The 13,598-nt window shown below is 41.1% G+C and carries 13 protein-coding genes; 8 read left to right on the forward strand and 5 right to left on the reverse strand.

Going from position 1 to position 13,598, the window contains the following annotated elements:
- Nucleotides 1-207: 207 nt before the first annotated feature.
- Nucleotides 208-675, reverse strand: a complete 468-nt coding sequence (locus tag NPUN_RS14270) for a hypothetical protein (protein WP_012409330.1) — start codon at nucleotides 673-675, stop codon at nucleotides 208-210.
- A 232-nt stretch (nucleotides 676-907) separates the two neighbouring features.
- On the opposite strand from NPUN_RS14270, the gene NPUN_RS14275 reads away from it, so the two are divergent.
- The 7 genes from NPUN_RS14275 to NPUN_RS14305 all read left to right on the forward strand — a co-directional run bounded on the left by NPUN_RS14275 (nucleotide 908) and on the right by NPUN_RS14305 (nucleotide 8,252).
- Nucleotides 908-1,858, forward strand: a complete 951-nt coding sequence (locus tag NPUN_RS14275; protein ID WP_041566147.1) for an ABC transporter ATP-binding protein — start codon at nucleotides 908-910, stop codon at nucleotides 1,856-1,858.
- A 44-nt stretch (nucleotides 1,859-1,902) separates the two neighbouring features.
- Nucleotides 1,903-3,669: an ABC transporter permease subunit gene (locus NPUN_RS14280; protein WP_012409332.1), complete on the forward strand. Its 1,767-nt coding sequence runs from the start codon at nucleotides 1,903-1,905 to the stop codon at nucleotides 3,667-3,669.
- A gap of 103 nt (nucleotides 3,670-3,772) precedes the next feature.
- The gene (locus NPUN_RS14285; RefSeq protein WP_012409333.1) at nucleotides 3,773-4,255 is read left to right on the forward strand and encodes a pentapeptide repeat-containing protein; all 483 of its coding nucleotides are present in this window, start codon (nucleotides 3,773-3,775) and stop codon (nucleotides 4,253-4,255) included.
- 65 nt (nucleotides 4,256-4,320) lie between these two features.
- Complete coding sequence (gene purT / locus NPUN_RS14290; protein ID WP_012409334.1) at nucleotides 4,321-5,484, forward strand: formate-dependent phosphoribosylglycinamide formyltransferase; 1,164 nt, start codon at nucleotides 4,321-4,323, stop codon at nucleotides 5,482-5,484.
- Nucleotides 5,485-5,574: 90 nt separating this feature from the next.
- A complete protein-coding gene (gene cysK / locus NPUN_RS14295; protein WP_012409335.1) occupies nucleotides 5,575-6,537 on the forward strand; it encodes a cysteine synthase A in 963 nt (320 codons plus the stop codon).
- Nucleotides 6,538-6,552: 15 nt separating this feature from the next.
- A complete protein-coding gene (locus NPUN_RS14300) occupies nucleotides 6,553-7,254 on the forward strand; it encodes a J domain-containing protein (protein ID WP_012409336.1) in 702 nt (233 codons plus the stop codon).
- 125 nt (nucleotides 7,255-7,379) lie between these two features.
- On the forward strand, nucleotides 7,380-8,252 hold the full coding sequence (locus tag NPUN_RS14305) for a 6-carboxytetrahydropterin synthase (RefSeq protein WP_012409337.1): 873 nt from the start codon (nucleotides 7,380-7,382) through the stop codon (nucleotides 8,250-8,252).
- 189 nt (nucleotides 8,253-8,441) lie between these two features.
- Here NPUN_RS14305 and NPUN_RS14310 read toward each other — a convergent pair whose 3' ends face one another.
- Genes NPUN_RS14310 through NPUN_RS14320 form a run of 3 tightly spaced genes read right to left on the reverse strand, consistent with a single transcriptional unit; the run spans nucleotide 8,442 to nucleotide 10,913 of the window.
- The gene (locus NPUN_RS14310) at nucleotides 8,442-8,999 is read right to left on the reverse strand and encodes a Uma2 family endonuclease (RefSeq protein ID WP_012409338.1); all 558 of its coding nucleotides are present in this window, start codon (nucleotides 8,997-8,999) and stop codon (nucleotides 8,442-8,444) included.
- 32 nt (nucleotides 9,000-9,031) lie between these two features.
- A complete protein-coding gene (locus NPUN_RS14315) occupies nucleotides 9,032-9,997 on the reverse strand; it encodes a PrsW family intramembrane metalloprotease (RefSeq protein WP_012409339.1) in 966 nt (321 codons plus the stop codon).
- Nucleotides 9,990-10,913 (reverse strand): class I SAM-dependent methyltransferase, encoded by a 924-nt coding sequence (locus NPUN_RS14320; RefSeq protein WP_012409340.1) that lies wholly within the window; start codon nucleotides 10,911-10,913, stop codon nucleotides 9,990-9,992. Before NPUN_RS14320 ends, NPUN_RS14315 begins: the two co-directional genes overlap by 8 nt.
- Before the next feature lie 255 nt (nucleotides 10,914-11,168).
- Here NPUN_RS14320 and mscL point away from each other — a divergent pair, with 255 nt between their 5' ends.
- Nucleotides 11,169-11,603 carry a large conductance mechanosensitive channel protein MscL gene (mscL, locus tag NPUN_RS14325; RefSeq protein ID WP_012409341.1) on the forward strand — a complete coding sequence of 145 codons (435 nt, stop codon included), beginning with the start codon at nucleotides 11,169-11,171 and terminating at the stop codon, nucleotides 11,601-11,603.
- 155 nt (nucleotides 11,604-11,758) lie between these two features.
- On the opposite strand, the gene NPUN_RS14330 is transcribed toward mscL, so the two are convergent.
- Nucleotides 11,759-13,438 (reverse strand): DUF3352 domain-containing protein, encoded by a 1,680-nt coding sequence (locus NPUN_RS14330; RefSeq protein ID WP_012409342.1) that lies wholly within the window; start codon nucleotides 13,436-13,438, stop codon nucleotides 11,759-11,761.
- Nucleotides 13,439-13,598 lie beyond the last annotated feature (160 nt).

Below are 13,598 nucleotides of genomic sequence, written 5' to 3' on the forward strand. Positions count from 1 at the left end.
TTTCCTAAATAGCATAATAAGAATTAATAAGTAGGTAGGGCGTATGCCTTACCTACTTTTGCTAAATTATGACCTATTCCAAACCCTGATAAAGGCAATCACTGCATGTCCGCAAGCATTCATCATTACCCCGTTTACCGTACCACTGATCACAGACCCGATAAAAGGCATCATTGTTGCTACGTTGACTAAAGTTTTCTCGCCTGCTTAGGAAATTAGCTTAATTCCCAAAGCTTTGTTTATCTCAGCAAAAGTTTTCCCAGGGATGGACATTAAAGTTTTTTGAATAGCTTGTGATCCTACTTGAGTTCCTAATTGATTAGCTAGTTCAGATACACTCACTCCAGTCGCAGCAGCTAAAACTAATACTCGTGCAGATTCGCTTCTTGTATCAATGCCATAAAGAGCAAAAAGAGCTGATGCTAGTTTTACACTGGAATACAATGTAATCGTAATCTCAGTGGGTATTCCGGCTAGTCCTATGAATCCACTGAAAATGTCGTTGCCTACCGACCAAGCGGTTGACTCTACTATCATCAGGTTTGCGATATTATCTCTATTACCTACCCAATAGAAATTGTTGGCAAAAGATAGTCCCCATTGCCTACCATCTTCAATAGCATAAGCAATAGCTTGCCCGATAGCAGGCATATTCATAATCGATTCAAAATCCATACAGCTTTTACCTGATTAACTGAAAAGACCTAGAGATTTCTAGCTTTAGTATTCCCAGTAGCAAAACTTAATAATTGGTATTGTTTAAAACTTTAGTGAAAGTAGCGGTAAATAATGTCCATGACTCAAAGCAGCTTTATATAAAGTCAGTTTCAATTTCCGAAACAAGCCTGACATAAGTTGTAGAAAGAGGTTAAGTTGAGTGTTAATCACAAGCCGCACCCCAGCAGCGATGGTAAAAGAATTAGCAATTTGCACCCGTGGACTAACTAAGCAATTTGACAGACACGTTGCTGTCAATGATGTGGATTTAGAAATCCAGGCAGGGGAAGTATATGGACTGATTGGGCCCAATGGCGCAGGTAAAACAACTCTCATCCGCATGTTGGCAACTGCTGAGGAACCAACTACAGGTGAGATTTATATTAATGGCGATCGCCTACTCCGTGACAAAAGTAATCCCAAACTGAAGCGTCGTCTAGGCTACTTACCCGATGACTACCCACTATATGAGGATTTGACAGTCTGGGATTACCTAGATTATTTTGCGCGTCTCTATCGTTTACGAGAACCACGTCGCACTCAACGTCTACATGAAGTTTTAGAACTTATTCAACTTGGAAATAAACGCCACAGCCAGATTTCTACCCTGTCGCGGGGGATGAAACAGCGCTTAAGTTTAGCGCGAACCATTATCCACGAACCGATTTTACTACTACTAGATGAGCCTGTCTCTGGGCTTGATCCCATCGCCAGAATGCACTTCCGCGAAATCATCAAAGCTTTGCAAGAAGCTGGGATGACTGTAATCATTTCTTCCCATGTTCTCAGTGATTTAGCAGAACTGTGTACATCTGTGGGAATTATGGAACTTGGCTTCTTGGTAGAAAGTACCTCTTTACAACAACTGTACGAACGTCTTTCCCACCAGCAAATTGTGATATCAACTCTGGGGAACCTAGAGACACTTTTAAGGGAGTTAAAACATCATCATTTAGTAGAAGAGTGGGAGGTGATATCAGGAAAAAATAGCGTGCGGGTGAATTTTTCGGGTAAAGATGAAGATAGTGCTGAGTTGTTGCGATCGCTGATTAAAGCAGGTATTCCTTTGACTGATTTTCACTGCACCCAAGAAGACTTAGAAACTATTTTCTTAAAATTAGGTCACAAACAAGCATCTTGATTTGCCAACAAATATAACTCCCCATTTTTGGAGAATTTTTTCTAATGATGCCCAACTTTATAGACAAAATCGGTGATTGGAATCCGCAACTATTGCGGGAACTCAAAGGAAGGCTGAAATTTTCTAATGTTGCGATCGCAGTTGCAACATCCTTACTACTGCAACTGGTAGTTTTTTTATATCAATTACGGGAGTTTCCTGACGATCAATACTCACTAACAAACACATACTGTCGTTTAAGTCAAGTATATCAACGGCAACAAAACCAGACTTACCAGCAATCAGATCAATATCAAATTCCTAACTTAAATGATTTAGTCGCAAAGAATATTTGTCCCCAAAATCAAATTGATTGGCAGTTGTGGTGGCGAGATCATTGGGAATATATATTCCTGACTTTGAGTGTAATTTTTGTATTTACACTATTAGTTGCAGGAACTTATTTATTAATCAACGATTTAGCTAAAGAAGAAAGTCGCGGTACATTGAATTTCATCCGTCTTAGCCCCCAATCAGAAACTAGTATATTAACTGGAAAATTACTAGGAGTTCCGAGTTTAGTTTATCTCGTCATCCTAGTTGCAGTTCCTTTACATCTGTTGGCTGGACGTTCTGCCGAAATTGCCTTTAGTTACATTTTGAGTTACTACGCTATTCTTGCTGCTAGCTGTATTTTCTTCTACAGTGCCGCATTGCTATTTGGTTTAATTAGTCGTTTGTTTAGCGGTTTTCAGCCTTGGTTAGGTAGTGGTGCAGTATTGCTTTTCTTGTTCACAGTAATGGGGTTTGCATCATCGTCTTCTAGTAACATTTTAAATAACTCAACTGCTTGGATAAGGCTTTTTGCTCCTTGGGATACAATAAATTATCTGTTTCCTAACTTGTTACGTGTATACAATGGTTCTCAACTGAAAAACCTAGAGTTTTTCTATTTACCATTAGGTACTAATGTTGTTAGTATTGTTGGTTTTCATTTATTAAATTTGGGATTGTGCAGTTACGGAATCTTACAAGCTCTGAAACGTTCCTTCCGTAATCCTCAAGCCTCAATTATTAGCAAGGGACAAAGTTATGTATTAGTAGCTTTTTGTCAGCTCATGATGTGGGGCTTTACCTTACAATCTTGGAATAATTCCAATTTTTATGAACAGGTTGGGCCGAACTTAGTTTTTCTGGCAATATACAACTTGGGGTTACTTTTCAGTTTGATTGCCATTCTTTCCCCTCATCGTCAAGATGTACAAGATTGGGCAAGATATCGACATCAAGAAGTTTCTAGCCGTAAGAGTGTTTGGCGGGATCTAATTTGGGCTGAAAAAAGCCCTGCACTTGTAGCGATCGCTATTAATCTGGCAATTGTTACTATCCCTTTGGTAGTCTGGATTTCAATTACATCTGTTTTTGATACAGACTATAGCCAAAATGGTGCGGATGACAATTTTAACAGCTTAAAATCACTTTCAGCTGTAGCTTTGTCTATCAGCATAATCATGATTTACGCTACCATTGCCCAATTAATACTTTTGCTGAAGACTCCCAAACGTTCTTTCTGGGCAATAGGTACTATAGGTACGGTAACGTTCTTACCACCGATGATTCTAGAATTTCTTGGGATCTCCGCGTGGAAACATCCTACTGTATGGCTGTTTTCAACCTTTCCTTGGTCAGCGCTCCAATATTCTGGGGCGACAACAATTTTTATGGCATTCCTGGCTCAGTTGAGTGTTTTAGGATTGTTAAATTTCCAGTTGACAAAGCAGGTCAGATTAGCAGGTGAATCTGCTACGAAAGCATTGTTAGCAGGACGCTAGGTAAGGCGTTATCCATTAGAACCCCGATTTCTGTGAGAAGTCGGGGTTCTTGTATTAAGGTTAAACTTTTAATTAGCGCAAGTATAGTAATAACCTGACAATCATGCTAAATCTGCCGACTCAAGACCTACGCCATACAGCCATCCAGTTTTTAGAACAAAGTCCCCTACAGCGTCTAAAAATTCTTAAGCAACTGGGAATTGCTCGTTATGAGTTTTTAACTAAAATCCGCCTAAATGAAGCAAATATCATCTGTATTATGCGGTTTTTTAAATATCCAAGTCAGCTAAAATTTCCAAATCTGATAGGAGCAGATTTATCTGGCTTAATTTTAGATGATGTAAACTTCATCCGAGGAAATTTGTCTGGAGCAAATCTGCAAGGTAGTAGTTTAGTCAATGCGGACCTCTTATTTGCAAATTTAATGAAAGCCGATTTGAGAAATGCAGATTTGCGAGGTGCAACTTTGGATGAGACTATTTGGTTAGAGACTCTAGTAGATAAGTGTCACCTGGGTCTAGGTACTGGTTTAACTCTGCTACAACGTCAAGATTTACAACTGCGCGGGGCTAGATTTAACTCTTGAAAAGACGTTAATTGAAACACAAAAAATTATAAGATTATTGGAGCGAGATTGGTCTGGATAAGTTGATGAATATTAAGTTGCCCCAAAAATTGATGCTGCTAGGTTCAGGAGAACTAGGTAAGGAATTTGCGATCGCGGCTCAACGTCTTGGTAATTATGTGATTGCTGTTGACCGCTACGCCAATGCTCCCGCAATGCAAGTCGCTGATGCCTCTGAAGTTATTTCTATGCTCAGTGCTGATGATTTAGAAGCTGTAGTTAAAAAACATCAGCCAAATATTATCATACCAGAAATTGAAGCCATTAGAACAGAAAAACTGGTCGAATTTGAGCAACGAGGGATTACGGTTATACCGACTGCGGCTGCTACTAACTATACAATGAACCGCGATAGAATTAGGGAACTGGCGCATAAACAATTGGGCATCAGAACGGCTACTTATGGTTATGCAACAACCCTAGAAGAATTGATTACAATTTCTGAGGAAATTGGGTTTAGTAATGTTGTTAAACCTGTGATGTCATCCTCTGGTAAAGGTCAGTCTGTAGTACAGGATAAGAGTGAAGTTGAGAAAGCATGGAATTATGCGATCGCTAATTCTAGAGGAGACAGTCAAAAGGTAATCGTAGAAGAATTTATTAACTTTGAAATCGAGATAACATTACTAACAATTAAACAGTGGGATGCACCGACAATTTTCTGTTCTCCTATTGGTCATCGCCAAGAACGAGGCGATTATCAAGAATCGTGGCAACCCGTACTAATTTCTGAAGATAAAATATTAAAATCTCAAGAAATAGCCATAAAAGTAACTGATGCTTTAGGAGGAGCCGGAATTTTTGGCGTTGAATTTTTCATTACCAAAGATGAAGTGATTTTTTCCGAACTTTCTCCCAGACCGCACGATACGGGAATGGTGACATTAATCTCACAAAATCTCAATGAATTTGAACTACATTTAAGAGCAATTTTAGGCTTGCCAATTCCTCATATAGAACAACTAGGAGCCTCAGCTAGTGCGGTAATTTTAGCTTCGGAAAAATCTGATTCTATTGGTTTTACAGGCGTAGCCGATGCTTTGTCAGAAAAAGATGTCGATATTAGATTATTTGGTAAACCTAATGCTCACCCATATCGACGAATGGGAGTAGCTTTAGCCAAGGGTCAGAATATCGAAGAGGCTAGGGAAAAAGCTACTAAAGCTGCAAGTAAAATCACCATTATTTAATCACCAGTACAGCACTCACCATTGACAAATGACCAATGGCCAATGACAAATGAAAAATGACAAATGGCTAAATAACTAAGGACTATAATTATGCGAATTGCTCGTAACATTACAGAACTTGTTGGTCGTACACCCCTAGTTCAGTTGAACCGCATTCCTCAAACAGAAGGATGTGTTGCGGAAATTGTGGTGAAACTGGAAAGTCTCAACCCATCGGCATCAGTCAAAGACCGGATTGGGGTCAGCATGATTAACGCTGCCGAAGAGGAGGCGCTGATTACTCCTGAGAAGACAATATTAGTAGAACCCACTTCTGGAAATACGGGAATTGCTCTAGCAATGACAGCAGCAGCTAAGGGTTATCGATTAATTTTGACAATGCCAGAGACCATGAGTGGGGAACGTCGGGCAATGTTGCGGGCTTATGGAGCAGAACTGGAACTAACGCCAGGTATGGAAGGCATGAGTGGGGCAATTAGACGAGCGCAGCAAATAGTTAATAGTACGCCAAATACCTATATGTTGCAGCAGTTCCGCAATCCAGCTAATGCAAAAGTGCATCGGGAAACTACAGCTCTGGAAATTTGGGAAGATACTGATGGACAAGTAGATATAGTTGTGGCGGGTGTGGGCACTGGTGGTACGATCACTGGGGTAGCAGAAGTGATTAAAGCACGCAAACCTAGTTCTAAAGCGATCGCAGTTGAACCAGCCAATAGCCCTGTTTTATCTGGGGGACAGCCAGGGCCACACAAAATCCAAGGAATTGGCGCTGGGTTTATTCCCCAAGTACTCAAGCTAAAATTGATAGATGAAGTGATTACCATCACCGATGAAGAAGCGATCACTTATAGTCGGCGCTTGGCAAAAGAAGAAGGGCTACTATCTGGCATTTCCAGTGGGGCCGCTTTATGTGCAGCAATTCGCGTTGCTCAACGTGAAGAAAACAAAGAGCGTTTAATTGTGATGATTCAGCCCAGCTTTGGTGAGAGGTATCTGAGTACACCCTTGTTCCAAGATCTGGAGGCAAGGTTGCCCGCTAGCGTTGGTTAACGATACATTGAATTAATGGTCAATTCTAAGCACGTTTCTAACCATTACGAAACTCTCAAAGTTAGTCCAAGTGCAAGCCTTGCGGAGATTAAGCAAGCTTATCGCCGCTTGGTTAAGTTATTTCATCCTGACATTAATCAGGATACAGCCGATCGCGATCGAATTATTCGCATTAATGCAGCTTATGAAGTTTTAGGTGACAACCATAATCGCCGCAATTACGATCAACAACTGCAAGATGACTCTCAAAAATTAAATAGCGATCGCCAACAGCGTACAGCATCGGCGCAAAAGCATTACCAGACAAGACGAAAAACCGGACGGGAAGCTGACGAGCAAGTTGAAGAATGGCTGCGTCGAGTTTATCAACCAGTCAATCATCTACTTGATGGTATTCTCTATTCTCTAGAGGAGCAAATAGAGCAATTAGCTGCCGATCCTTTTGATGATGAGTTGTTAGATGAATTTCAGGAATACTTACAAACCTGTCGAAATGACCTCAAACAGGCACAAATTACTTTTCGATCTCTGCCGAATCCTCCTAGTTTAGCAGGAACTGCGGCTAACCTCTATTACAGCCTCAATCAAGTAGCAGATGGACTTGAAGAGTTGGCTTATTTTCCTTTGAGCTACGATGAGCGTTATTTACACACAGGCCAAGAACTATTTCGCATAGCTACGAGATTACATTGCGAGGCACAAGCATCTGTTATATAGTCATTGGGCATTGGGCATGGTCAAATAATAAATGACTAATGACTAATGACTACTGACAAACAAATTAGTTTATGCTGGAAATAGAAAAAGATTAAGAAATTTTAAATTCTGCTCATAGTGTACTCATGCAATGTATTGTGAATCGCCGCGCCCAGTTTTCGGCAAGTCATCGCTATTGGTTGCCAGAACTGAGTGAAGCCGAGAATATTGAAAAATTTGGTGCTTGCTCTAAATTTCCTGGACACGGACATAACTATGTCTTATTTATCTCCCTTGCGGGGGAATTGGATAAGTATGGTATGGTGCTGAACTTGTCTGATGTCAAACACGTAATCAAACGAGAAGTTACCAGTCAATTGGATTTCTCTTATATCAACGATGCGTGGACAGAATTTCAACAAACTTTACCCACCACTGAGAATATTGCCCGGATTATCTGGCAGAGATTAGCACCGCATTTGCCTTTAGTCCGTGTGCAGTTATTTGAACATCCTGAACTTTGGGCAGATTATATAGGAAACGCAATGGAAGCATACCTTACTATCAGTACTCACTTTAGCGCCGCCCATCGGCTAGCTCATCCTCATCTCAGTAACGAAGAAAACACTGAGATTTATGGTAAGTGCGCCCGTCCCCACGGTCATGGACACAACTATCATCTAGAAGTCACCGTCAAAGGAGAAATTGACCCACGCACCGGCATGATTGTCGATTTAGGGGGTTTGAATCAAGTGATAGAAGATTATGTGGTTGAACCATTCGATCACACTTTTTTAAATAAAGACATTCCTTATTTTGCCGAAATTGTGCCCACTGCTGAGAATATCGCACTTTACATTAGTAATTTATTGCGATCGCCCATTCAAGAATTGGGAGCTAAACTTCACAAAGTGAAACTTATTGAAAGTCCCAATAACTCCTGCGAAATCTACTGCACGGAGTCAGAATCAGATTCAGTCAGCGCATCCGTGAATCAGCCAGTATTGGCACGAGTTTAGCTAATTGTAAATTTAGGCATAGGACATTTTTAATAATTACGAATTACGAATTATTAAAATTAGCCCTTTCAAAGTGACTCTTAAAATGTATTTTATTCTCTTCGGTTCTCTGCGGTTTAAAAGTGATTTATTTAACCGCAGAGGCACAGAGAACACAGAGTAAAGAGGATAATCGAAAAGAATCCAAGCCTAGAAAAGTTTACTCACTAAGCAGGTGAAACCAGGTAGCAAAGGACTTGTCAGTTCATCTTGACTAAATAGAGTAGCTGCTAACTTTAATGCAGCCTGTTCACGACGATAAACTTCAACTTTCTTCTGTATAGAATCGCAAATCCAATATTCCTGAACTCCTTGCACCGAGTAAAGCTTTAGCTTTGTTTCTCTGTCGCGTTTCTCATTCTTTTCACCGGGTGAGAGAACTTCTACTACTAACTCCGGTGCGCCTGTGAGATGTCCAGCTTCATCTAGTAAGTGTTTTAAGCGTTCATGACTTGCCCATACCACATCAGGGATCACATTGTCAGAATCTGAGAAAATAATTCCAGGTGCGATCGCAGCTTTACCTAAACCAGTTTCATCTGACCAATTGTTAAGAACTGTAACAATATTGCCACAACTTGATTGATGATCCCAACTAGGTGATTTAGTCACAAATAGTTCTCCATCAATAATCTCATAGCGATTTCTGCGATCGCCAGCGAATAACTCTAGATCATCTGTCGTCCAACGCACTGGAGTTGTTTGCATAGAAACCCCCTAGCATTTTCTTAAATCATATTTTAAAAATACCGACGACGGGCGGAATGTCGCAAATAGCGATAAATGCCCCAAGCTAAAACTCCAAAAAAGAGATTTAGCAAAAAGCGACTAAATATAAACCACAAAATATAACTGTCAAAAAGCTTTGACGGACTCAAAAAACTAATTTTATTGGCTAAGAGAAACAGCCCAAAAATAGCATTTCCACCCAGCACGAGGGCAAAAAGCACTAAACCCCTCTGCCAGTAACGTCGCTGGGGTGTACGTTCCCAAATCAGGGTAATTACAGGTTTACCTTGCACTTTTCGCAGTAATTGTTCTAGTCGCCAAAACATCCACAATAAAAACGGAAATAAACCATAATTAAGGAAACATAGCGCTAGTGAGTAACTGCAAGCACTAGATAGAATATTAACTAGGGCATGACAGATTACAGAATTCAGCCAAGCCCAAAGAATAAACTTCCTGTCTTGATATAATCGATTTTTAGACGAAATATACATTCCCAAGGCATATCCCCAAGGCGCAGAGAACATGGCATGGACTGGCGTGCTAATAGTACGCCCAAGAATTGATCCTGTATTGTGAAAAAGATAAATCCAGTTCTCTTCGGCGGTAAATCCAAGGGCAACGGCTATGGTGAAGAGGAAAACGGTTGAGGGAAGTAATCGATACGTGCGTTGCAAATAATAGGTTGGCACAACAACCCCTGCTAACTTGCAGCCTTCTTCAATTACACCTACTTCCACAAGCTGCCGCAAGATTGCACCAGGGAGCGAGCGCTTGATCCGTTCCCAGTCTACAACCCAATTGGCTACAGTTTCAAAATTCCATTCAAGTCTAAGGGCTAAAAGACCAGATATTGCCCCGATGCCAAAGAACATCAGTAACTTTAACAGAGGTGGGGCAAATGGTACTCGATAGTAGTAGCCTAGCAGCAGCAAGGGTGGTATTGCTGACCACAGCAGTAGAGAAAAATCAACCACTCACCTGAGCAATTACTGTGCGGTGACGGTGGGTATTATTAGTGATAGTAGGAGTTTGGAAACCTGCCTCAACAAAAGCTTGCTCAATGTCCAAAGCAAAATATTCATCTAAATATGGTTCAGTACTTTTGAGCAAGGTCAAAATGTAGGCTGGCATTTTCTGGTAAACTTCAGACTTGGGATTCATATCCATGATTGCCAAGTAGCCACCCGGACGCAGCACGCGCCGCATTTCAGCTAAAATCTGTCGGGTTGCTGATTGGGGTAATTCGTGACACATCAGAAAAATTGAGACTAAATCAAATGAGGCATCTGGTAGCCCAGTAGATTCAGCTTGGGCATGAAGCCAATTAATTTTAGCTTGGCGTTGTTGGGCGCGGTAATTGGCAACAGCTAAAAAGTAGGGGGATAAATCCAAGCCGATAATTTTAGCTTGAGAATAAACTGCTTGTAGGGCAAAAGTACTTAAGCCAACACTACACCCTACATCTAAGATATCTTGCGGCTCGTTAGGGATTTGGCTTTTTAGAATATTGTGGTAACTTTGGCGCAGCATGGGATCGCCTTGCGCTTCTTCAGCGCCTTCCACAACCTTAGAGTGGACAGCGTAAGCAGCAGGTTCTACTTCAAAAGCGGCTTGCCAACTTAGATTTCCGGTTTCGTAGGCATGGAATGAGGTGACGTAGTAATCAGGGTAGGAAAGCTGAGAATTTTCTATTTGAGTTAGATCAGCCTTCCAGTCACGTGCCTGTAGTGTTTTGACTTCTTTCGTCCAAGGTACGCCAATTCTCTCCGCACGTTTAATCATCATTTGACGGGCTTGATGTTTCGCTAGGTTGGCTAAAGGCTTGATTGCCAGTACGCCATTTACCAAGCGGGAAGCGAAGCCAGGAGTAGTTTTTACAGCAGCAGTCATAAATTAATTTGCGTTCACAGCTTTTTTACTTATGACATAATTGCTGGACGGCAGTCTAGAAATGAATTGAATTATATAACAATGTCATGGAATTTTGATATAGAAAATTTTGGTGTGATTTGTTTCTTCAGACAATCACACTGTTCTCTAATTTATATATTTTATTGAAGATTGGTAATATCTATCTCAACAGAGAGGGCAAAAAGTTGAGCGCCATATAAAAAAAGACTACAACTAACTTATTTAGTCTCAAGTATGGCAAGACCAAGAAGAAGAGCAAGTGGCTTTTTAAGGGATTTTCAAGAATTTGCTTTCAAAGGTAATGTAATTGACTTAGCGATCGCAGTCATCATCGGTACTGCCTTCAGCCGGGTTATCACCTCCTTTGTTGAGGATGTGATTATGCCATTGATTAACCCCTTGATTGGCGTGACTGGCAAAGAATGGAGAACTATCACTATAGGCCCAGGAATTGCGATCGGTCAATTTCTTGGCGCAATCATTGACTTTTTAATCATTGCCTTGATCTTATTTGTAGCAATTCGTACCTTACAAACATTCAAGAGGCAAGAGGAGGTTCCCGTAGAATCCTCACCATCAGACGCTAATGTTATAGCTCAGGAAAGGCTGACTGGGGCGTTGGATAGACTGAGCCAGACATTGGAATCTCGGAATCATGAAGTGTTGTAAGTGGGAGCAGGGGGGGAAGGTGCAGGGGAGCAGGGAGCGGGCGTATGAAGAAGAGACAACGAAGAGGGGAGAGAGAGGAGAGATTTGTTCAATAATTCCCCGTTGTCCCCTTGTCCCCCTGCTCCCCTGTCCCTCTGCCTCTTCTGCCTAATTCCTTATTTTGCAGAAGGCTTGAGAGCTAACAACATCTCTAATTCACTGGTAGATTTATCGGGGCTATTAGCAGTAAAACCAAGACCACGAATGGAATTGAGGATTGTGATGGTATTGGGATCGGATGAGATTAAACTATTGACCAATGGTACAGTTTTAGTTTTATCCATATCCAGGTAGAAATAGCCGCCGTTGGGCTTTTGCAAAGAACCAGTAACGGCTTTGAAAGCTTCGCTATTATCGAGAGATTGATTTTTGCGATCGCTGATTGCGTCAGCAATTGGGCCACCAAGAGCCACAAATACAGTATCTTGATCCAGCCAACCATGCGCCAATAAAGCTCCCTGTTTGGGGATTTGCCATTCAGTTACGTCTTTACCACCGATATTTCTATTAGCGATGTTGATTTGTTGTACTTTGGCCAAATTATCCAATTTTGTCAAGGTGGCTTCGGCTGTTTTGCGATCGCTAGTGTCAAATACTAAAGCACCTCCAAAACCAACACTGGCTAACACTCCTTGATTGGATGGAATAGCACCAAAGGCAAATTCCCCATTCATCCAGCCAAAAATATCCTTATCTAGATCAATATTGGCAATTTTCACTTGTCCTCGTGCTTGCTCCAAGGCTTGCTTCATTTCTGGATAATCTTTTGACTGTTCTACTAAAGTTTCCCAGCCACGGCTGATGCCATTTCCGCTAATCAGAGCAAAGGTATCAGTAGGAAATTGCCCGACTATATTTCCCGGACTTGATTGATACTGGAATTTATTCAGCTGTGGATCTAAATTAGCGATCGCTTTTACCCGCACTCCCGCATCATCAACACCAACACCCGCTACCACAGATTTTATCTGCTTCAGTTGCGCCAAGGCTTGTGGAGGTAACTGCTTTGCCTGCTGACTTCCGGCAGTTAACTGCTGTACCATAACTGCATAGTCTGGTACATAAATTTGGGCGAGGCTATTTTTAACATCCACTCCTTTGCTGAGAATGCTGCTTGCACCTTCTTTACTGGCAAAAGAAGACTGTCCCTTAAAGGTGTCAATTGCTTTTTCTACAGCTTGCTTTTCGGGGGCTAATAACAAGTGACTATTATTTAAAACTACGCTATATGTAGGTTTGCCATTTTCTGTAGTTTCAAGAATTTTTTGACCTTGGTAGTCAGATTCTTGGGATTTCACCCCTTTCTGTGACTTCAATTTGTTAGCAAAATTCAAGGCACTGATTTTATCCTTGATTCCCACTACTATCAGGATATTTGATTCCTGCTGTAAATTTGTTGGTACATTAGGTGCCCCGGAGGGCACTTTTAACTGTGCTGGTTTCACAGAATTTGGTGGTAGTACAGCAATCATCACACCACCAACCCAAGGCTTTATGTCTTTTTCATAAGAAACGTTACCGTCACTGAACATTTGCTTATTGAAATCTTCCAGACCTTTTGCCACTAACTTTTGTGCCTCTGGAGTACCAAATTGCTGTAACTTTGCCCAAGCTTGAGGGTCAGTAGTAATATAAGTTGCCATCAATGCTGTTGAAGGTACTAATTTAGCACTGCCGAGAGCGTCTGAGCTACTTCCTGATGGGCCTTTCAAATACGTGTAAGCCGCGATACTTCCTGCTACAACGAGAGCAGCACCAACCGCAGGAATGAAAAACTTTGATTTACTTTCGGGCATTTTATTATCCTCTTTTGCTCAGATTGTCACCGAGATTTATACAAGTGTCACTGTAGAGTTTTCGGATTTATTAATAATTTCCACTCATCGATCGGTATTTACTGATAAAATTAGTAGTCCTATAAGCTTGCAGTCTCAAATAATTACCCTAAAAAAGACT

The organism is Nostoc punctiforme PCC 73102 (assembly GCF_000020025.1).
Taxonomy (GTDB): Bacteria; Cyanobacteriota; Cyanobacteriia; order Cyanobacteriales; family Nostocaceae; genus Nostoc; species Nostoc punctiforme.